The organism is Mesorhizobium sp. M1365, from assembly GCF_040317865.1.
Lineage (GTDB): Bacteria > Pseudomonadota > Alphaproteobacteria > Rhizobiales > Rhizobiaceae > Mesorhizobium.
The window spans coordinates 13,589-33,059 of record NZ_JAMYLG010000002.1; the positions used below are offsets into that span (position 1 = coordinate 13,589).

Consider the following 19,471-nt stretch of genomic DNA (forward strand, 5'->3'; position numbering starts at 1 on the left):
CCTTCTCCCACAGCGGGGGTAACGCGTTCAATGCCGGAAATGCCTCACTCCGGTGAAGACCATGGCAATGCCGTGAGCGTCGGCGGCGGCGATGACATCGTCGTCGCGCATCGAGCCGCCGGGCTGGATGACGGCTGTGGCGCCGGCTTCGATTGCCGACAAAAGCCCATCCGCGAACGGGAAAAAGGCATCCGAGGCGACGACCGAGCCCCCGGTCAAGGGCTCCGTCAGGCCGGCAGCCTCGGCGGCGTCGAGCGCCTTGCGCGCCGCGATGCGCGAGGAATCGACCCGGCTCATCTGGCCAGCGCCGATGCCGACTGTAGCGCCATCCCTGGCATAGACGATGGCGTTCGACTTGACGTGCTTTGCCACACGAAAAGCGAATTTCAGATCGGCCAATTCGGCCGGCGTCGGAGCGCGTCTGGTCACCACTTTCAGCTCGAGGTCATCCACCACCGCGTTGTCGCGGCCCTGGACCAGCAAACCGCCAGCAACCGATTTCAAGCCAAGGCCCGCCGCGCGCGGGTCGGGCAGGCCGCCGGTGACCAGCAGGCGTAGGTTCTTCTTGGCGGCAATGATGCGGACTGCTTCTTCGGACGCCTCCGGTGCGATGATCACCTCGGTAAAGGTCTTGACGATCTCTTCGGCGGTTCCGGCATCGAGGATGCGGTTCATGGCGACGATGCCGCCGAAGGCCGAGACCGGATCGCAGGCCAGCGCCTTGGCATAGGCCGCCTGCAGCGAAGCGTCCTCAGCGACGCCGCACGGGTTGGCGTGCTTGATGATGGCAATTGCTGCGGAGCGCGACGGGTCGAACTCGCCGACCAGCTCGAAGGCAGCGTCGGTGTCGTTGATGTTGTTGTAGGAAAGCTGCTTGCCCTGAAGCTGGCGCGCCGTGGCAACGCCCGGCCGCCTGTCGCCGTTGACATAGAAGCCGGCGCCCTGATGCGGGTTTTCGCCATAGCGCATCACCGACTGCAGCTTGCCGCCGAAGGCGCGCCATGTCGGATGCTCGATCTCAAGCGCCTCGGCGAACCATCCCGAGATCGCCGCATCGTAGGTGGCGGTGCGGGCAAAGGCCTTGGCTGCCAGCTTCTTGCGGAAATCCAGCGACAACGACCCGAAATTCATCTCCAGCGCGTTGAGCACCGAGGCATAGTCATCGGGATCGGTGACGATGCCGACATAGGCGTGGTTCTTGGCCGAGGCACGGATCATCGCCGGGCCGCCGATGTCGATGTTCTCGACGATCGCCGCGTAGTCGGCGCCGGAGCGACGCACCTCTTCGAACGGATAGAGATTGGAGACGACGAGATCGATCGGCTCGATGCCGTGGTCGCGCATCGCTGCGGCGTGCTCGGGATCGTCGCGCACGCCAAGCAGTGCGCCATGCACCGACGGGTGCAGCGTCTTGACGCGGCCGTCCATGATCTCGGGAAAGCCGGTGAGCTCGGACACGTCGCGCACCGCCATGCCTGCCTCGGCAAGCGCCCTTGCGGTGCCGCCGGTCGAGACTAGCTCGACGCCGGCCGAAGCCAGCGCCCTGGCGAAATCGATCAGGCCGGTCTTATCAAAGACGGAAAGGAGCGCGCGACGGATGGGTACAAGGTCGGGCGCGGGAATGTTCTTGGCGGCGACGGCCATGGGCTGGCGGCCTTTCCAGTTCTGGTTGGAGAGCGTCCGCGGGCCGTAGCATATGAGGCCCGGAAATCAAGCCGCAAGACTTGATCAGTGTCTGCCGTTGCCACCGGCTTCAGCTTTTTCCGGACGGCCGGCGATGATGGTGCGCGTCAATTGCCAGTGGACCTCCGAAGTTTCCGAGGCCTTGAACGCAAGCACGATCTGGCGGCTGCGGCGCGGGCCGCCAAGCCCTGCGAAATAGATCGATTCCTCGACCTCGGGCACCACTTCGGTAGAGGTAAACACCCAGGTGTCGGCATGGTCGGCGGCCAGCACCAGACGGTCATGCTCATCCTGGAGCAGGCTAATATCGGGATGGACATGGAAACGCACCGTGACGAAGTCACGGCCATTGTTGCGGATAGAAGCGCCGCCCGGGCGCAGGAAACGGTCCCTGCCGGCAAACACATTGCCTTCGGTCGATAATTTCAGCTCGCGCTCATGCAGGAAGCCGAAGCGCGCTGCATAGCCGTCATGGCGGGCGATGAAGCCCTGGCTGCCCTTCTGGTCGGTGCGCTTGCAAGGCACATGCTGCGGCCCGCCGATCAAAGGCGTGCCGAGCAGGTCGTTGACGCGCAAGGAGTGATTGAAGCGCGCCGACGACGTGTCGTTGATGGTGGCGGTCGAGTGGGCGGCGGTGGCGCGGGCAAGCGGCCGGAACTCGGCGGCGCCATAAGTGTCTATTCCGGCGTTGACGATATAGTGCTGGCGGCCCGACGACAATTCGAAGGCGAGGCATCCGGCGTGAGCGGCATTGGATACGTCGACAGGGGGCGGCGGGCCGGTATCGGCGATCACAGTGACACCGCCCATCGACAGGCGCTCATAACCCGAATGCGGCGCGTGCAGCAACGGTGCGCCGGCGGTGTCGTCGTGATGCAGGATGCTGGCGATACGGTCGTGAATGGTGGCGCCCATGCCGTTGAAGCGGGCAAGGCTGCCGTCCTGATGGCGAAAGAAGCGCAATGCCGGCAGCATCCGGTCGATGGCGCCGATCAGGGCGGCCGGCGGTGTCTCGGCCTGATTGGCGTATGTCTGGCGCAACGGCAGAAGGTCGGCGAGGATTTCAAGCACGGCCATCGGATTGCGCGAGATATGGCCGCCGTCAGGCAGGATCTGGCGGTCGAGCTCCTCGGCGAGATTGCGGGTAGCACCGCGTAGCGCCGAGGCCGGCGCCGGCAGCGACAAAGCGGCAAAGGCCAGCGCAATGCGGGCGCGCAGCCGGTCCTTGCCGTCCGGCATCTCGCGCACCATGGCGCGCAGATAGCGGATCTGGACGGCGAGCGATTTCAAGAACGCGCGGTAGAACGGAAATTCGGCACCCTGCAACACGATCGAGGAATGCTGCAGCCAGGCAATGACACGCTTGGCCGTCGTGCCGGGCTCCCAGGCGACGCCGGAAATATGGCTGCCATGGATTGCAATCCAGTCGGAAACCAACGCCCGCGCGTTGGCGGCGGCTAGCTCGGTGCCGGCGGCACGCATATGCCGCAGCCAGCGAAAGCCATGCAGCGTTTTTTGCCAGCCGGGATTGGGCACGTCGATCTGGAAGGGCGATTTGCCGCCGGTCTCGACCAGATGCCCCGAAAGCGGATAGCGGCCGTAATAGATCTCGAGCGCGATCTGAGGATCGGCGAGCCGCAGGTCCGGTGGGGCGATCAGGACGCGCTCCGGCGTGCGGCCTGAGTAGCGCCAGCGATAGAGTGGCCCGGCGCGCAAGCGCCGGCGCGTCTTGCGCCAGAACTCCCTCGCGACAAGCGTCCACAGACGCGTCGTGTTACCGGCAGCGATTGCCAAAACCCCTCCTGATCGTCCTCACCCAGGCACAAGTTTATATGATTCAAGAACTTGTGCGAAGGCGAATTCCGCGGCAGTGGGGCCGTTCAGCCTGTTTTCCATGCCTCCTCGCCCCAAGAAGCCGGACGGCGCTTCAAGATCGGCCCTTAGCCGGCTCTGCGCATGCGGGCGGCGAAGAAGCCGTCCAGCCCGGAGCGGCCCGGCGAGCCTAGCTCCAGATCGGCAGGCGTGGTGCGCAACGTGCCTTGCGGCGTCAGAAACGGGTCGATGCCGGCGATCTCACCCGGCCGAAGCGGGTCGTCGACAATCTCCGCATTGCCGGCGAGAAAGTCGCGATAGAGCTCTTCGCCTTCCAGTGGATCGAGCGAACAGTTGGAAAAGACGATGCGTCCACCAGGCTTGACCAGGGTGACGGCGCGGGCAAGCAGCCGGCGTTGCAGGTTGGCCAGTTTTTCGACGTCGGCCGCCGTCTTCGTCCAGGGGACGTCGGGATGCCGCCGCACCGTGCCGGTCGAAGAGCAAGGTGCGTCGAGGAGGACCGCATCGAAGAGGTCCTTCGGCTCGTATTTGAGCAGATCGGCCTGGACGATCTCGGCGGCCAGACCGAGCCGTTCGAGGTTCTGCGTCAGCCGTGCCAGCCGCGTTTTGGACATGTCGAGCGCGGTGACGTGGGCGTCGGCGAGGATCAGCTGGGCGGTCTTGCCGCCCGGCGCGGCACAGAGGTCGGCGATTCGCAAACCATTGATGTCGCCGAACAGCCGGGCCGGCAGGCTGGCCGCTGCATCCTGAACCCACCAGGCGCCTTCCCCAAAGCCGGGCAGTTCGGTCACGGAAGCGCTGAGCTTTTCCACCCGCACCGTGCCGGTCGGCAGGACAAAGCCGCCGAGCCGTTCGGCCCACAGCGCCGGGTCCGACTTGACCGAGAAATCGACCGGTGCCTCATGGCGATGGGCGAGCAGTATCTGCCTGGCCTTGTCGAGGCCGTAGACTGTTTTCAAACGGTCGGAAAACCATTTTGGCGCCTCGTCGGTAGCGGCAAGTGCTGCGGCGAGCTCGTCCTGCTTGGCCCGCGCCAGCGTGCGCAGCACGCCGTTGACGAGGCCGGAAAAGCGCGCCGTGCGCGGATCGGACTTGGCGTGTGTCACGGCGAGGTCGACGGCGGCGCGGTCGGGAACATCGAGGAACAGGATCTGCGCTGCCGCCACATGCAAAATGTGCGAAAGCGCCGTGGCGTTGGGCGGTAGCGGCTTTTCCAGGCGACGGGCCAAAAGGCCTGATATGGTCATGCGGTAGCGCAGGGCGGTGACCAGAATGGCGCGCACCAAAGCGCGGTCGCGCAGGTCGAGCGCCTTGTATTGTGGATGGCCGTTCTCATGGTCGGTCAGCCCGTCGAGCGGCGTCCTCGCGTCGATGACAGCGGCAAGCAGCCGCGCGGCTGCCTTGCGCGCGGCGAGACCGCGAGCTTCTGAAGCCTCACTGTGAGTTGGCCTCATTGTGTCGGCGATCGGTTGACTAGTTTAAATATGGCGCTGACAAAATCTTCTTTACTTCCTAGGGGTGAGATCACCTGAATGTAGTCTTTCTCAACCGTGCCGACATAGTCCGCGACTTGCTTTGGAGATGCACCATCCCCGACAAGTCGGACGATGTGGCGGAGATAGGTGTCATATTCATCTTCAGGAAGTGGGCGAAAGCCCAGGTCACTTGATGTTGCTATGCTCGCCATCGGTATGCCGATAGGGTTCCAGTGCCTTGCACAAAGATCGCGCATTTCCGCCAGCGAGATCCCGCCTTTTTTGTCTGTCGCGCTCGTCACGACCACGGACCTTTGGGGCCGGTCGGATTGCGTCCCCAGGGATTGGGTCTCGGCTTGGCCGGCTCAGGCGGCCTCTCGGGCCGCGCGGCCCTGTCCCACGAACCAGACGGCTGCTGCCCGGTCGCTTCCGGCGCCGGCCTTGACGTCGCGGCCGCTTCGGGTGCGCCGGCCATTTCGCTCGCCATCCTCTGCAACGCGGCGATGCGGTTTTCTGTGCTCGGGTGAGTGGAAAACAAACTGTCCATGCGCTCGCCGGAAAGAGGATTGATGATGAAGAGATGGGCGGTTGCCGGATTGCGCTCGGCATCCGGGTTGCGGATGCGTTCGGCGCCCCGCGCGATCTTGTCAAGGGCCGAGGCGAGCCACAGCGGGTGTCCACAGATTTCGGCACCGCGCCGGTCGGCCTCATATTCGCGGGTGCGGCTCACCGCCATCTGCACGATCATGGCGGCCAAAGGCGCGACGATCATTGCCACCAGCACGCCGACGATGCCGAAGGAATTGTTGTTGTCGCGGTTGCCGCCGAAAAAGAAGGCGAAATTGCCGAGCATCGAAATTGCGCCGGCAAAGGTGGCGACGATCGTCATGGTCAGCGTGTCGCGGTGCTGCACATGGGCGAGCTCGTGCGCCATCACCGCCGCGACTTCTTCATGCGATAGCCGCTCGAGCAGGCCGGTGCTGGCGGCGACAGCGGCATTTTGCGGATTGCGGCCGGTGGCGAAGGCATTGGGCTGCGGATTGTCGATGAGATAGGTTCTCGGCATCGGCAGGCCGGCACGTTGGGCGAGACCCTGCACGATGGCGTAATATTCAGGCGCGTTGCGTTCGTCGACTTCGATCGCACGGTGCATCGACAGCACCATCTTGTCGGCGTTCCAATAGCTGAACAAATTGGTGCCGGCGGCAATCAGCAAGGCGATCATCATGCCGCCGGATCCGCCGACCAGATAGCCGACGCCCATGAACAGGGCCGTCATTGCGGCCAAAAGCATGGCGGTGCGAAGGGTGTTCATCGTCTGCTCCATTTGGGCCCAACAAAGGGGTCGATCCTTGTGGGCGCATCGCTATATGATGGGAAACAGCCGTTCCCGTTTCAATCGGGCCTGTTTCAATCTAGCGGAAGATCGCATGATCGACAAAACCAGCCAAACGCATGCTAACGGCTCGCCGCAAAAGCCGCTGACCCCGGCAGCCAGGCGCGCCTTGGTCGAGGCCGAGGCCCGGCGGGAGAAATATCGCGAGCAGGAAGCCACGCTGCCGAGGGAGATCGGCGGGCGCGGCGGCAAGGAGCCTGGCCGCTATGGCGACTGGGAGGTCAAGGGCCTGACCAGCGACTTTTAGCGCAAGCAGGATGCTAGTTAAGCAGGCTGTGCGGTCCGTTCCGCTTCGATGGCAATCCAGCCGTTGTCATCGACGGCGATGCCGATCACGCCATAGCCGGTGATGGCGGCATGCGGCGTCTGCAACGGATGCCGGTGCGTGGCGCTGATCACCACGATTGCAGCGCCCGCGGCTTCGGCTGCCGCTATGCCGGCCGGCGCGTCCTCGAAGACGAGGCAGTCGCGCACATCGACGCCGAGCCGTGCGGCCGCCAGCCGGAAGCAGTCGGGCGCCGGCTTGCCGCGAGCCACGTCCTCCGCCGCGACGATCACGGCGGGAGCCGGAATGCCGGCGGCCTGCAGGCGCAGCAAGGCAAGTTCGCGCGGTGCCGAAGTGGCGATCGCCCAGCTTCCAGGCGGCAGCGACGCCAAGAAGGCCGCGGCGCCGGCAATCGGGCGAATGCCCTCGACATCGGCCGCCTCGGCCTGCAAAAGCGATTCGGCTTCGCGGGCAGGATCGACGCCTGGGAGCGCCAGCCGGCCGATGGTCTCGATCGCCCGCACGCCGTGGATGGTCGGCAGGAATGCGGCGACGTCAAGACCTTGCCGATGCGCCCACGCTGCCCAGACCCTTTCCGCCGCGGCGATCGAATTGAGAATCGTGCCGTCCATATCGAACAGTAAGGCCGCGAATTTTCTGCCTGCGAACATCGGCTTTCCCGGGTCATCTTGGAGGGATTATGTCAAAAGACGCGTGTCGATCGACCGTAACGTTGCCGCGTCCGTATGGGAAGCCGCGAGGCGTCGTTTTCGACGTTTGCAAGGAACCGCCGCACACTCTCCTGCGTTGACCACCACTATCTTCCATGACGATCGTAGGGGGACGGCGATGCTGATCAGGCTCGGCTATGAAATTGCCATTGAATGCGCTGCAGCCACGCCGATTGTTTCGCTGCTCGAGATCCATCGGGATCGCCAGGCCGACATCAAGCGGCAGACGCGCGTGCTGACGTCGCCGTCGGTTCCGACCAGGGTCTACCACGATCTTTTCGGCAATAGCTGCCGCCGCTTCACGGCTCCGGCCGGAAGCTTTCGCATCCTTTATGACGCGGTGGTCGAGGACAGCGGCGAGATGGACGAAGTCAGCACGCTGGCCGGGGAAGTCCCGGTTGCCGAATTGCCGGACGGGGTGCTCGGCTATCTGCTCGGCAGCCGTTACTGCGAGACCGACCATCTCGGCGACCTGGCCTGGCAACTTTTCGGCCAGCTTCCGCCGGGCTGGGCGCGGGTGCAGGCGATCGTCGACTATGTCCACAACCGCCTGTCCTTCGGCTACGGCTATGCGCGCTCGACCCGCACGGCGGCGCAGGCGCATGAGGAGCGCGTCGGCGTCTGCCGCGACTTTGCCCATCTGGCGATCACGCTCTGCCGCTGCATGAACATCCCGGCCCGCTACGTGAACGGCTATCTCGGCGATATCGGCGTGCCCGCCGATCCGGCGCCGATGGATTTCTCGGCCTGGGTGGAAGTGTTCCTCGACGGCAGATGGTACACCTTCGATCCTCGCCACAATGTGCCGAGGATCGGCCGCGTCGTCATAGCCCGCGGCCGCGACGCCACCGACGTGCCGCTGCTGCACAGTTTCGGCCCGCATCGGCTCAGCCTGTTCAAGGTCTGGACCCACGAGCAGGAAGGCAATCTGTTCAAGCCGCCCTATCGCGGCGTCGACAAGACCGTCAGCGCACGGATGCTGGCCTGATCTTCGGACACATTCGCAGTCCGGATTTCCACCTGCCGCCACTGCGGCAGCACTGATCCTGTTCGATACATCTCGTCTGTACCGGATTGGGACGCAGTCCAGCCGTCTCGAATTGCGAGCCCGAATCTTGGTAAGCGCTTTTTGAACAAAGCCGTGCCGACGCGGCTTTCGTTTACCCGCTGTTTACCTTGTCGCCGCTCGAAACCGTTTGGAAACAATGGCCTGAGCGGGGGCCGCTCGCTTTCCCGCGCCCGGCGGCGCGATCCGGTCGGATTCCTGCAATGCGCGTTCGGACAGCTGCAGGCTGTAGCGAATGGAGGCGGAAAGAATGCGGCGTTTCGGGGGTCTTGTTCAGGCGATCGGCGGCTTTGCCGGGGATCGCAGCGGAAATTTCGCGGTCCTGTTTGGTATAATCGGCTTAGTACTGGCGCTGAGTGTCGGCTTTGCCGTCAATGTATCCCAACTCTACAATGTGAAATCGAGCCTGCAAGGCGTCGTCGACGCTGCGGTCACCTCGACGGCCCGCGACCTGACGACCGGCGTCATCAGCGAGGCCGAAGCCAGCAAATCGGTGCAGGCCTTTCTCGATGCCAACAGCACGGCGGGTATCCTGCAGGACAATCAGATCGTTCTCGACAAACTGACCGTCGACCAGACCGCCAGGACCGTTCAGGCGGACGTTCATGTCAATGTCAGCTATTATTTCCCGCTTTTCAGCACGGGTAGCATGCAGCGCGTTCCCGCATCGACGACGGCTCTCTATTCGGACAAGCAGATCGAAGTCGCGATGATGCTCGATGTGACCGGCTCGATGGCAGGCCAGAAAATCATCGATCTGCGGACGGCTGCGGCGAATGCCGTCGACAGTTTTCTGGGCGGTCAGGACACCTCCAAACCGCGCGTGCGGGTTGCCATCGTACCTTATGCCAATTCGGTGAATGCCGGTACACTTGCCGCCAGCAGCGTCTATGTGGAAACCACCGCCAGCCAACGCAAACAGGCGCCGGCCAATGACGCTGTGCAGTATGTCTCGGGGCTCATCCGTCCTGACAATTGCGCCACCGAACGCAAGGGGACCTACCAATATTCGGACGCAGGCCCCGACGCCAGCATGGTCAACCGCGACTACCTGCTGTCGTCCTTCGCCTGGCAAACCGGCACCGCCGCCTGCCCGGCCGCCACGCTGATGCCGCTGACGGCGGATGCGACGGCGCTCAAGACTGTCATCAAGAATTTCGTCGCCTCCGGCGGCACTGCCGGCCATATCGGCGTGCAGTGGACCTGGTACATGCTCTCGGAGAACTGGGGGGGCATCATGAGGACTTCGCAGCGGCCGGCCAAGATGGATCCAAGAAAGGTCGCCAAAATCGCGATCCTGATGACCGACGGCGAATTCAACCTGTCCTACTTCGATGCGAGCACGGTGAGCGACGTCTACAATGACGCCGGCAAGGAGCCGACCCGCACGGCCGCCAAGAAACTTTGCGCTGCCATGCGCGACAACGGCATCGAGATCTTCACTATTGGGTTTGACCTAAACGAAACGAATGCCAAGGCGACGCTCCAGGATTGCGCGAGCCCGGACACCGCCAAGATCAAGCACTTCTACCAAGCTGCCAATGGAACCGAACTCAACCAGGCTTTCCAGGACATAGCGCGCAACGTCGAGATGTTGACCGTAACCAAATAAGGGACAACAGCCCAAAAAGGAAAAGGCCGCCGCTTCTCGCGAAGTCGGCGGCCTTCCGTGTTTCCGTCCATGGCGCGGCTCCTGGCGGCGACGGTTGGTCGCCAGCCGCGCATCTCGCGCCTTAACGGGAAGACTGCTTCCCGAAAGTGCGATCCGCTGAGGCCACGTTCTGGAAAACGAAATCACTCGACATCGGATCACCTCCTTTCGATTTGTTGAACACTTCCTCATGATGGGGTGTCATCCGGCAAATGGCAAGGCGCGGCACTCGAAAATCCTGAACAAGCGTGCTTGTGCACTCGGGCGGCTTGCGGCCGGCCGATCGGGCAGGCAAGATCGAGCCGCGATTGTTCCGGGCCGTTATTTGCCGGGTAAGGGAGGACGGGGATGGAGGCAGCCGAGAGAGCGGCCCGGATTGTTCGGACGGTCATCGAGACGCTGAAGCCGGGTTTCGCGGTGAGGCTGTGGACAGGCGAGCGGATCGGCCCGGCTACCGGCCCGGTGCTCACTATCAACGACCAGGACATCGTCTGGCAGATCGTACGTCGGCCCTCTTTATCGACGCTGATCGAGATGTGGATTGCCAAGGCGGTCGACGTCGAAGACGGATCGCTGTTCGATTTCTACGCCTTGCCCACGCACGGCAAGCTCAGGACGAAGCTCAAGACATTGCCGAAGCTGGCGATCCTGCGCGACCTGCCGGCGGTGCTGTTTTCGCGAAAACAGATGACGACGCGAACCGATCTTTCCGGCCGCAATCCTTTCGTCAGCGGTTCGAGCAAGGAGGCGATCCAGCATCATTACGACATTTCCAACGCATTCTACCGGCTCTTCCTCGACGAGCGCATGGTCTATAGCTGCGGCTACTTCAAGGATTTCGCCAACGATATCGATCAGGCCCAGAGAGACAAGCTCGACCATATCTGCCGCAAGCTTCGCCTGAAGCCCGGCGACAGATTGCTCGACATCGGCTGCGGCTGGGGAGCGATGCTCATCCATGCGGTGAAGAATTATGGCGTCGTCGGCCACGGCGTTTCGCTATCGGAAGCACAGACCGAACTCGCCCGTGAACGCATCCGCGCCGCCGGGCTGGAGGACCGCATCACCATCGAGATCAAGTCCTATGCCGAGCTGTCCGGCTCCTTCGACAAGATCTCCTCGATCGGCATGTTCGAGCATCTGGGGCTTGCCAACCATGCGGCCTATTTCTCGAGGATCCATCGCCTGCTCAAGCCCGGCGGCATCTATCTGCACCACGCCATCACCCGGCGCGACAAGGGCAGCTTGAAGAAGACGCTGCGCAAGGGGCCGGAATTCAAGGCGCTGATCAAATACATTTTTCCGGGCGGCGAACTCGATACGATCGGCATGACGCTCGGCAATCTCGAGGCGCACGGCTTCCTCGTCTACGACGTCGAAAACTTGCGCGAGCACTATGCGCGCACCTGCAGGCTATGGGCAGAGCGTCTCCACGCACGCTTCGACGAAGCCATCGCCGAGGTCGGCGAAGCCAAGGCGCGGCTCTGGCTGCTTTATCTGACCGGTTGCTCGATCACCTTCGAACGCGCCTCGGCGCAGATCTTCCAGACCGTTGTCACTAGGCGCGCGCGCGGCCCGAGCGGCCTGCCGCCGACGCGGGCGGATTTGTATCGATAGCTACAGGAGGCGCATCGTGGCGCCGATCTCGACGCGGGCCGGTCGGTCGACGGTGCAGTAGACGCCGAGGTTATGGGCGTTGTGGCGGACCAGGCTGCGCAGGATTGCCGGGTCGTGGTCGAACCCGTTCTGGCCAATGATGGTGAAGCCGCAGCGGCGGCACGGCTCGGAGATGGTCAGGAGCAGGTCGCCGATTGCCAGCTTGCACCCGATCCATTCCGTCTCGGGAAACGACCCCTCGACCTCTGGCATATCGACGACGATGTTGGGGCGGAAGCGGCGCGCGTCGGCGGCGCCCTCTGGATGCAGCACTTTCAAACGCGCCAGTGAGGCGGTGGTCAGCAGATGAATAGGGGTTTTGACGTAGCGTTCCGTCAGCAGGGGGCCGAGGTAATCCGGAGCCGCATTTTCCCGGCGGAACGGCCGGATGGAAGCCGCAAAGCCGAGATACGCGGAAACCGCGCGATCACTTTGCGCGCCAGGTGCCGAAAGCCAGCGTCCGTCGGGGATGGCGACCTCCAGCCTGCCGGCCTGCGACAGCCGGGTGCGGATGCGGGGCACCTTGTGCCATTTCGCTTCGCGGTCGGGCCGCGCGATTTCATCGGTCGAGGTATCGACAAGACCAAACAGGCGGTCGCCTTCGACGGTATACCAGTCGACGGAGATCGCCTCCTGAAACTCGCCGGCGAGCGAGCTCGCGGGATAGCGCCAAAGCTCGGTGACGGCGCCCAATGCGGGTTGCATCAGCCCTTCTTGTTTTGCCGGTTGGCGATCAGGTCGTCGACGACTGCCGGGTCGGCGAGCGTCGAGGTGTCGCCGAGCGCGGCAAAATCATCCTCGGCGATCTTGCGCAGGATGCGCCGCATGATCTTGCCGGAACGGGTCTTCGGCAGGCCGGGCGCGAACTGGATCTTGTCGGGCGAAGCGATGGCGCCGATCTCCTTGCGGACATGGGCGACGAGCTCCTGGCGCAATTCCTCGCTTGGCGTCTCGCCGGCCATCAGCGTGACATAGCAGTAGATGCCCTGGCCCTTGATATCGTGCGGGTAGCCGACGACGGCGGCCTCCGAGACCTTCTCATGCGAAACCAGCGCCGATTCGACCTCGGCGGTGCCCATCCGGTGGCCGGAGACGTTGATGACGTCATCGACGCGGCCGGTGATCCAGTAGTAGCCGTCAGCATCGCGGCGGCAGCCGTCGCCGGTGAAGTACCTGCCCTTGTAGGTCGAGAAATAGGTCTGTACGAAGCGGTCGTGATCGCCATAGACGGTGCGCATCTGGCCCGGCCATGAGTCGGCAATGCAAAGGTTGCCGCTGGCTTCGCCTTCCAGTACCTTGCCGTCGGCGTCGACCAGCTGCGGCTTGACGCCAAAGAAGGGCCGCGTCGCCGAACCCGCCTTGAGGTGGGTGGCGCCCGGAACCGGCGTGATCATGATGCCGCCGGTCTCGGTCTGCCACCAGGTGTCGACGATCGGCACCTTGCCGTTGCCGACGACGTTGAAATACCACTCCCAGGCTTCCGGATTGATCGGCTCGCCGACGGTGCCGAGCACGCGCAGCGACTTGCGCGACGTTTTGGTGACATGGGCATCGCCGGCGCCCATCAGCGCGCGCAGCGCCGTCGGCGCCGTGTAGAAGATGTTGACCTTGTGCTTGTCGATCACGTCCCAGAAACGCGACTGCGACGGGTAGTTCGGCACGCCTTCGAACATCAGCGTGGTGGCGCCGTTGGCGAGCGGCCCGTAGACGATATAGCTGTGGCCGGTGACCCAGCCGACATCGGCGGTGCACCAGTAGATATCGCCCTCATGATAGTCGAAGACATATTGGTGGGTCATCGAGACATAGACGAGATAGCCGGCGGTGGTATGCAGCACGCCCTTCGGCTTGCCGGTCGAGCCGGATGTGTAGAGGATGAACAGCGGGTCCTCGGCGTTCATCTTCTCGGGCTTGCATTCGGCCTTAACCGTGGCGACCTCGTCATGGTACCAGACGTCGCGCCCGGCGGCCCAGCCGGTTTTGCCGCCGGTGCGGCGCACGACCAAGACCTTTTCGACTTTCGTTCCGGCCTTGGCGGCGATCTCGATCGCCTTGTCGGTGTTCTCCTTCAGCGGGATAGTCTTGCCGCCGCGCAGGCCTTCGTCGGCGGTGATGACGAAGGTCGACTTGCAGTCGTCGATGCGTCCGGCCAGCGCATCCGGCGAAAAGCCGCCGAAGACAACCGAATGAATGGCGCCGATGCGCGTGCAGGCGAGCATCGCATAAGCGGCCTCCGGGATCATCGGCATGTAGATGGTGACGCGGTCGCCCTTCTTAACGCCGTGCTTCTTCATCACATTGGCGAGGCGGCAGACATGTGCGTGAAGTTCGTTATAGGTGATCTTCCTGTCGTCGTAGGGATTGTCGCCTTCCCAGATGATGGCGGTCTGTTCGCCGCGCTTCTTCAGATGCCGGTCGATGCAGTTCCACGAAACGTTTGTCTGGCCATCCTCGAACCATTTGATCGAAACCTTGCCGTCGAAGGACGTGTTCTTGACCTTGCTGTAGGGCTTGAACCAGTCGATGCGCTTGCCGTGCTTGCCCCAGAACTTGTCCGGGTTGTTGACGCTGTCGGCGTACCATTTCAGGTAGGCGTCATTGTCAATCAGCGCGTTCTTCTTCCACGCCGGCTGGACGCGATGGACATGAACATCGGACATTTCTTCGCCTTCCTCCCCAAAACCAAACCGCCGGCTTGACCGCCGGCAGGATCGCGGCGATGCGGCCGCGAATTCGCGCGCATTATTAACAGTTCGGCGGTGACGGCAACATTAGACGTTGGATTCGCGCGGCGGGATGCCGCAGGTGCCTTGCCCGGCGGTGTCAGCACTCTCGTGAGGCGGCTGCTAAGCGCATGTTTTTGCGGGAGGAATCTGATTTGATCGTAGAAATATCAATAGACGAATAAGCAAATGGGGTGCACAATTTCAGGCTGGGAGGAAGGAGAATCAACCAGGGGACCGGCAATGCGCGACCATTCAGAAATGGACCTGATGCTCAAGGGCTATGGCTTGACCACGGCCAAGATTCTTTATCACTTCCCAGATCATCCGCATCTGCTGCAGAGCTTCATCTGGCAGGATTACGACATCGCCCCGAAATTTCCCGTGCTGATCCGCTTCATCGAGTTCTGGAAGGCCAAGCTCGAAGGCCCGCTGCATTCGGTCAGCTACACGCACCAGAAGCTGATCGCGCCGAACGAATGGCGCAAGGTCGACGGCGAGTTCGTTCTGCATTAGCCGGGCGGGCGGCAGTCTGGGAGCCGCCGCCCAGCTTTTGGAGCGTCAGACTGCGGGCGGGTTCAGCCGGGCAAAACCCTCCTGCCGGCGATAGGGAAAATACGGATAGGGTGCGGTGACCTCACTTGCCGTGTCGAGCTTCTTCATCTGCTCGGCTGTCAAGGACCAGCCGACGGCGCCGAGATTCTGGCGCAACTGCTCCTCATTGCGCGCGCCAATGATGACGGAGGCGACGGTCGGCCGCTGCAGCAGCCAATTGATGGCGATCTGCGGTATGGTCTTGCCGGTTTCCTCGGCGACAACATCAAGCGCGTCGACGACCCGATAGAGATGCTCATCCTCGACGGGCGGTCCGAAGCTTGCCGTGTCGTGCAGCCGGCTTTTCTCAGGCAGCTTCTGGCCACGGCGGATCTTGCCGGTCAGGCGGCCCCAGCCGAGTGGGCTCCACACCAGCGCACCGACGCCCTGGTCGAGGCCGAGCGGCATCAACTCCCATTCATAATCGCGTCCGACCAGCGAGTAATAGACTTGATGGGCGACGTATCGGGGATAGCCATGTCTATCCGCCAGGCCGAGCGACTTCATCACTTGCCAGCCGGAAAAATTGGAGACGCCGACATAACGCAGCTTGCCGGCGCGCACGAGACTGTCCAACGTCGACAGCACCTCCTCGATCGGTGTTGCGGCGTCGAAGGCGTGCAGTTGCAGCAGGTCGATGTAATCGGTGCCAAGACGCTTCAGCGCGTCTTCGACGGCCTTGATCAGGCGTGAACGTGACGAGCCGGCATCGTTGGGACCGTCGCCCATCGGCAGCGAGGTCTTGGTCGAGATCAGCACGGCGTCGCGGCGGCCCTTGATGGCAGCGCCGAGCACTTGTTCGGAAGCGCCATTCGAATAGACATCGGCGGTGTCGAACAGGTTGACGCCGGCCTCAAGGCAGATGTCGACCAGCCGCCGTGCTTCCGCCGCATCGCTGTTGCCCCAGGCACCGAACAGCGGGCCTGAACCGCCGAAGGTTCCAGCGCCGAACGAGAGCACCGGAACCTTCAGGCCTGATGCGCCAAGATTTCGATAATCCATGGGTTTGCTCCTTGTGGAAGGATGGCTGTTTCAAAGATTGGCTCAGGTTTGCGTTCTATGACCGCGCGATTTCCGGTGTAGCGAGGACAGGATCTCGGTCGAGACGCAGCGCAAACGCCGCTACGGCAAGCGCTGAAAGTGGCAACAGCGCCGCGACCCAGGTGACGGCACCGAGGCCGGGACCATGGGCGATGACCACGCCGCCGAGCCAGGCGCCGGCCGCATTGCCGAGGTTGAAGGCGGCGATGTTGAAGGATGAAGCTAGGCTCTGGCCGGCGCCTTGCGCCTTCTGCAACACCCATAACTGTAGCGGCGCGACGGTGGCGAAGGCGGCGGCGCCGAGCAGGCCGACATAGATAACGGCCATGACCTGGCTGTGCAGGGCGAAGGTCATGGTGCCGAGCACCAGCGCCAGCACGACGAGACTGCCGAGAACGGACGGTACCAGCCAGCGATCGGCGAACTTGCCGCCGGCGAGGTTGCCGGCGATGAGGCCGCCGCCGAAGACCAGCAGGATCGGCGACACCGCTGTCTCGTCAAAACCGGTGATCTCGGTCAGCAACGGGGCGATGTAGGTGAAGACGGCGAAGACGCCGGCATAGCCAAGCACGGTGGTGGCAAAGCCAAGCAGGACCGGCGCGCGGCCGAGCAAGGCGAGATCGGCGCGCAAATTGCTCTTCTCAGGCTCTGTTCGGCTGCGCGGCACCAGCAGCAGAATGATGGTAAAGGCGGCGATGCCGACCAGGGTCACCGCCCAGAAGGTCGCGCGCCAGCCGAAGGCTTGGCCGAGCCATGTGCCGAAGGGCACGCCGAGGATGTTGGCGATGGTCAGGCCGGTGAACATCAGGGCGATCGCCGAGGCTTTCTTGTTGGGCGCCACCAGTCCGGTCGCCACGACCGAGCCGACGCCGAAGAAGGTACCGTGGGCGAAGGCGGTCAGTACGCGCGCACCCATCAGCGTCCAGTAGTCTGGGGCAAGCGCACAAGCGAGGTTGCCCAGCGTGAAGATCGCCATCAGCGCCAGAAGCACGGTCTTGCGCGGCCAACGGCCGGTCGCGATCGTCAGCAGCGGCGCGCCGATGACGACGCCCAGCGCATAGCCAGAAATCAGCTGGCCGGAAGCTGAGATCGAGACGCCGAGATCGGTGCTGACGTCGAGCAGCAGGCCCATGATGACGAATTCGGTGACGCCGATGCCAAAGGCACCGGCGGCAAGAGCGTAAAGAGCAAGGGGCATGGCGGTTCCCACTTCGATGACGACCAGTTTTGACGACGGGCGCCGTGTCCTCCCACGCCCCGATCCGGAAGATCGTGCCGCGATGTGCTGTGAACCAGCCTTGCATCGGGCACATCGTCTGTGAAATAGATTCACCAATGGCCAGGCCCGACATCAATCGCTCCGGCGAGATCGAAGTGTTCGTCCGCGTCGTCGAGGCGGGCAGCTTTTCAGCCGCTGCCCGCGCGTTGCGGATGACGCCGTCGGCGGTGAGCAAGCTGATCGCGCGGCTGGAGGCGCGGCTTGGTGCGCGGCTGGTCAGCCGTTCGACGCGCAAGCTGCAACTGACGCCGGAGGGGGCGGCGTTCTTCGACAGCGGCGTGCGCGTCCTTGCCGACATGGCGGCGGCCGAGCGCGAGGCAGCGGCGGGTGCCGCGCCGCGTGGCCGGCTGCGGATCAACAGCTACGTGCCTTTCGGGCAGCATCGGCTGATCCCGCTTTTGCCGCGTTTCCTAGAGCGCTACCCCGAAATCTCGGTCGATCTGGTGTTGACCGACGATGTCATCGACCTGATGGAGGAGCGCGCTGACGTCGCCATCCGCGCCGGGCCGCTCGGCGAATCACGGCTGGTGGCGCGCAAGCTCGGGCAGAGCCGGGTGGTCGTCGTTGCGGCGCCATCGTATCTCGAAGCGCGTGGCACGCCCAAGACGCCCGCCGACCTCGATCGTCACAACCGGATGGGATTCCGTTTCGTTCGTCACCTCGAGGGCTGGCCTTTTATCGACGCGGCCGGCAAACCGATCACCCTGTCGATCATCGGAAATACGCTGGTCAGCGACGGCGAGGCGATGCGGCTGATGGCGCTCTCGGGGGCGGGCATCGCCCGGCTGGCACGCTGGCATGTGGAGGCCGACATTGCCGCCGGCCGGCTGCTGCCGCTGCTGGAAGAGTTCAATCCCGGCGACGAGGAACTCACCCACGCCGTCTATGTCGGCCAAGGCAAGTATCTGCCGGCGCGGGTGCGGGCGTTTTTGGACTTTTTGGTCGAGACTGTCCGGCTGACTTGAGCCCAAAAAAAGATAGGGAGCCTGCCGGCTCCCGAAGCATCAAATCGAAGGTAAATTGAACTACTTTTTCGGCACAAAGGGCGCCGGCCGCCGGCCGGCCGCCTGACGCTCCAGCATCCAGCCCGGGTATTCGGCGGGCAGGGCACTGACTTCGTCGAGGCGAACAAGATCATCGGCATCGAGCTGCAACTCGGTGGCTGCAAGGTTCTGTTCCAGCTGCTCCATGCGGCTGGCGCCGATGATGACGCTCATCACGAATGGCTTGGCCAGGACATAGCCGAGCGCCACCGTGGCGACGCTGACGCCGTGCTTGACGGCGATCTCGCGCATGACAGCGACCGCTGCCCAGGCACGGTCCTCATTGACCGGCGGGAAATTGAAGCTGGCGCGACGGCCCTCGCCATTGCCGGGGGCGCCCGGTCCGTATTTGCCGGAGAGCAGGCCGCCAGCCATCGGCGACCAGACCATCAGCCCGAGTTTCTCCTCGTTGAGCAGCGGCACGATTTCGCGCTCGAGATCGCGGCCGGCGATCGAATAATACGACTGCACGGTCTCGAAGCGGGCAAAGCCTTTGCGCTCCGCAATACCCAGCGCCTTGGCGATGCGCCAGGCCTGCCAGTTCGAGACGCCGACATAGCGGACCTTGCCGGCGGCAACCAGGTCGTCGAGCGCCCGCAGCGTTTCGTCGATCTGCGTCACCGTGTCGGTGCCGTGCAGCTGGTAGAGATCGATGTGATCGAGCTGTAGCCGCTCGAGGCTGCTCTCGACCGAATCCATGATGTGGCCGCGCGAGGAACCGCGCTGGTTCGGGCCGCCGCCCATGGCGCCATGAACCTTGGTGGCGATGATCACGTCCTGACGGTTGACGCCAAGGTTCCTGAGCGACTGGCCGAGAAGCCGTTCCGAGGCGCCGAAGGAATAGACATCCGCCGTGTCGAAGAAATTGACGCCGGCGGCGAGGGAGCGGGCAACGATCTCGTCGACGCCCTTCTGGTCGAGGCTGGCGATCAGGCCCCATTGGGCATTGTCGCCGGCCGCGCCGAACGTCATCGTGCCGAGGCAAAGTTCGGAGACGAACATCCCCGTATTTCCAAGTTGATTGTAACGCATGGT

Annotated in this window: 17 protein-coding genes; 6 read left to right on the plus strand and 11 right to left on the minus strand. The window is 63.5% G+C overall.

Annotated features, from left to right (window positions below; translation table 11 throughout):
* Positions 1–27 precede the first annotated feature (27 nt).
* The 5 genes from purH to htpX all read right to left on the minus strand — a co-directional run bounded on the left by purH (position 28) and on the right by htpX (position 6,306).
* Positions 28–1,644: a bifunctional phosphoribosylaminoimidazolecarboxamide formyltransferase/IMP cyclohydrolase gene (gene purH, locus NKH04_RS02130; RefSeq protein WP_352540907.1), complete on the minus strand. Its 1,617-nt coding sequence runs from the start codon at positions 1,642–1,644 to the stop codon at positions 28–30.
* Positions 1,645–1,728: 84 nt separating this feature from the next.
* Positions 1,729–3,477: a heparinase II/III family protein gene (locus tag NKH04_RS02135; protein ID WP_352474667.1), complete on the minus strand. Its 1,749-nt coding sequence runs from the start codon at positions 3,475–3,477 to the stop codon at positions 1,729–1,731.
* A gap of 146 nt (positions 3,478–3,623) precedes the next feature.
* On the minus strand, positions 3,624–4,970 hold the full coding sequence (locus NKH04_RS02140) for an RsmB/NOP family class I SAM-dependent RNA methyltransferase (RefSeq protein WP_352817486.1): 1,347 nt from the start codon (positions 4,968–4,970) through the stop codon (positions 3,624–3,626).
* On the minus strand, positions 4,967–5,293 hold the full coding sequence (locus NKH04_RS02145; protein ID WP_352451231.1) for a hypothetical protein: 327 nt from the start codon (positions 5,291–5,293) through the stop codon (positions 4,967–4,969). Before NKH04_RS02145 ends, NKH04_RS02140 begins: the two co-directional genes overlap by 4 nt.
* Positions 5,290–6,306 carry a zinc metalloprotease HtpX gene (gene htpX, locus NKH04_RS02150; protein ID WP_352817489.1) on the minus strand — a complete coding sequence of 339 codons (1,017 nt, stop codon included), beginning with the start codon at positions 6,304–6,306 and terminating at the stop codon, positions 5,290–5,292. Before htpX ends, NKH04_RS02145 begins: the two co-directional genes overlap by 4 nt.
* A gap of 115 nt (positions 6,307–6,421) precedes the next feature.
* Between htpX and NKH04_RS02155 the strand changes: the two genes are divergently transcribed.
* Entirely contained in the window at positions 6,422–6,634 is a 213-nt protein-coding gene (locus NKH04_RS02155) for a DUF1674 domain-containing protein (protein ID WP_352451229.1), read from the plus strand.
* 17 nt (positions 6,635–6,651) lie between these two features.
* On the opposite strand, the gene NKH04_RS02160 is transcribed toward NKH04_RS02155, so the two are convergent.
* Positions 6,652–7,323, minus strand: coding sequence for an HAD-IA family hydrolase (locus NKH04_RS02160; RefSeq protein WP_352834062.1), 672 nt, complete (start codon positions 7,321–7,323; stop codon positions 6,652–6,654).
* Between the two features lie 178 nt (positions 7,324–7,501).
* On the opposite strand from NKH04_RS02160, the gene NKH04_RS02165 reads away from it, so the two are divergent.
* From NKH04_RS02165 to NKH04_RS02175, 3 genes are all read left to right on the plus strand, one after another.
* The gene (locus NKH04_RS02165; RefSeq protein WP_352834059.1) at positions 7,502–8,371 is read left to right on the plus strand and encodes a transglutaminase-like domain-containing protein; all 870 of its coding nucleotides are present in this window, start codon (positions 7,502–7,504) and stop codon (positions 8,369–8,371) included.
* A 328-nt stretch (positions 8,372–8,699) separates the two neighbouring features.
* Positions 8,700–10,061 carry a pilus assembly protein TadG-related protein gene (locus tag NKH04_RS02170; RefSeq protein WP_352834057.1) on the plus strand — a complete coding sequence of 454 codons (1,362 nt, stop codon included), beginning with the start codon at positions 8,700–8,702 and terminating at the stop codon, positions 10,059–10,061.
* Between the two features lie 387 nt (positions 10,062–10,448).
* Positions 10,449–11,717, plus strand: a complete 1,269-nt coding sequence (locus NKH04_RS02175) for a class I SAM-dependent methyltransferase (protein ID WP_352471295.1) — start codon at positions 10,449–10,451, stop codon at positions 11,715–11,717.
* Here NKH04_RS02175 and NKH04_RS02180 read toward each other — a convergent pair whose 3' ends face one another.
* A complete protein-coding gene (locus NKH04_RS02180) occupies positions 11,718–12,461 on the minus strand; it encodes an MOSC domain-containing protein (RefSeq protein ID WP_352817503.1) in 744 nt (247 codons plus the stop codon).
* On the minus strand, positions 12,461–14,416 hold the full coding sequence (acs, locus tag NKH04_RS02185) for an acetate--CoA ligase (protein WP_352817506.1): 1,956 nt from the start codon (positions 14,414–14,416) through the stop codon (positions 12,461–12,463). Before acs ends, NKH04_RS02180 begins: the two co-directional genes overlap by 1 nt.
* A gap of 306 nt (positions 14,417–14,722) precedes the next feature.
* Here acs and NKH04_RS02190 point away from each other — a divergent pair, with 306 nt between their 5' ends.
* Positions 14,723–14,995 carry an usg protein gene (locus tag NKH04_RS02190; RefSeq protein WP_023678111.1) on the plus strand — a complete coding sequence of 91 codons (273 nt, stop codon included), beginning with the start codon at positions 14,723–14,725 and terminating at the stop codon, positions 14,993–14,995.
* A 45-nt stretch (positions 14,996–15,040) separates the two neighbouring features.
* Here NKH04_RS02190 and NKH04_RS02195 read toward each other — a convergent pair whose 3' ends face one another.
* Together NKH04_RS02195 and NKH04_RS02200 are read right to left on the minus strand one after the other, a co-directional pair.
* Positions 15,041–16,075 carry an aldo/keto reductase gene (locus NKH04_RS02195; RefSeq protein ID WP_352683663.1) on the minus strand — a complete coding sequence of 345 codons (1,035 nt, stop codon included), beginning with the start codon at positions 16,073–16,075 and terminating at the stop codon, positions 15,041–15,043.
* 55 nt (positions 16,076–16,130) lie between these two features.
* Complete coding sequence (locus NKH04_RS02200; RefSeq protein WP_352471291.1) at positions 16,131–17,312, minus strand: MFS transporter; 1,182 nt, start codon at positions 17,310–17,312, stop codon at positions 16,131–16,133.
* Positions 17,313–17,449: 137 nt separating this feature from the next.
* Here NKH04_RS02200 and NKH04_RS02205 point away from each other — a divergent pair, with 137 nt between their 5' ends.
* Positions 17,450–18,358: a LysR family transcriptional regulator gene (locus NKH04_RS02205; protein WP_352767523.1), complete on the plus strand. Its 909-nt coding sequence runs from the start codon at positions 17,450–17,452 to the stop codon at positions 18,356–18,358.
* 60 nt (positions 18,359–18,418) lie between these two features.
* On the opposite strand, the gene NKH04_RS02210 is transcribed toward NKH04_RS02205, so the two are convergent.
* Positions 18,419–19,468 carry an aldo/keto reductase gene (locus NKH04_RS02210; protein WP_352834054.1) on the minus strand — a complete coding sequence of 350 codons (1,050 nt, stop codon included), beginning with the start codon at positions 19,466–19,468 and terminating at the stop codon, positions 18,419–18,421.
* Positions 19,469–19,471 lie beyond the last annotated feature (3 nt).

What these genes read in the sequence shown, in the direction of transcription:
- acs (WP_352817506.1), bottom strand. Translation starts at nt 14,416, where the DNA reads ATGTCCGATGTTCATGTCCATCGCGTCCAGCCGGCGTGGAAGAAGAAC.
- NKH04_RS02140 (WP_352817486.1), bottom strand. Translation starts at nt 4,970, where the DNA reads ATGAGGCCAACTCACAGTGAGGCTTCAGAAGCTCGCGGTCTCGCCGCG.
- NKH04_RS02180 (WP_352817503.1), bottom strand. Translation starts at nt 12,461, where the DNA reads ATGCAACCCGCATTGGGCGCCGTCACCGAGCTTTGGCGCTATCCCGCG.
- NKH04_RS02175 (WP_352471295.1), top strand. Translation starts at nt 10,449, where the DNA reads ATGGAGGCAGCCGAGAGAGCGGCCCGGATTGTTCGGACGGTCATCGAG.
- NKH04_RS02200 (WP_352471291.1), bottom strand. Translation starts at nt 17,312, where the DNA reads ATGCCCCTTGCTCTTTACGCTCTTGCCGCCGGTGCCTTTGGCATCGGC.
- NKH04_RS02170 (WP_352834057.1), top strand. Translation starts at nt 8,700, where the DNA reads ATGCGGCGTTTCGGGGGTCTTGTTCAGGCGATCGGCGGCTTTGCCGGG.
- NKH04_RS02160 (WP_352834062.1), bottom strand. Translation starts at nt 7,323, where the DNA reads ATGTTCGCAGGCAGAAAATTCGCGGCCTTACTGTTCGATATGGACGGC.
- NKH04_RS02155 (WP_352451229.1), top strand. Translation starts at nt 6,422, where the DNA reads ATGATCGACAAAACCAGCCAAACGCATGCTAACGGCTCGCCGCAAAAG.
- NKH04_RS02165 (WP_352834059.1), top strand. Translation starts at nt 7,502, where the DNA reads ATGCTGATCAGGCTCGGCTATGAAATTGCCATTGAATGCGCTGCAGCC.
- htpX (WP_352817489.1), bottom strand. Translation starts at nt 6,306, where the DNA reads ATGAACACCCTTCGCACCGCCATGCTTTTGGCCGCAATGACGGCCCTG.
- purH (WP_352540907.1), bottom strand. Translation starts at nt 1,644, where the DNA reads ATGGCCGTCGCCGCCAAGAACATTCCCGCGCCCGACCTTGTACCCATC.
- NKH04_RS02190 (WP_023678111.1), top strand. Translation starts at nt 14,723, where the DNA reads ATGCGCGACCATTCAGAAATGGACCTGATGCTCAAGGGCTATGGCTTG.
- NKH04_RS02205 (WP_352767523.1), top strand. Translation starts at nt 17,450, where the DNA reads ATGGCCAGGCCCGACATCAATCGCTCCGGCGAGATCGAAGTGTTCGTC.
- NKH04_RS02195 (WP_352683663.1), bottom strand. Translation starts at nt 16,075, where the DNA reads ATGGATTATCGAAATCTTGGCGCATCAGGCCTGAAGGTTCCGGTGCTC.
- NKH04_RS02210 (WP_352834054.1), bottom strand. Translation starts at nt 19,468, where the DNA reads ATGCGTTACAATCAACTTGGAAATACGGGGATGTTCGTCTCCGAACTT.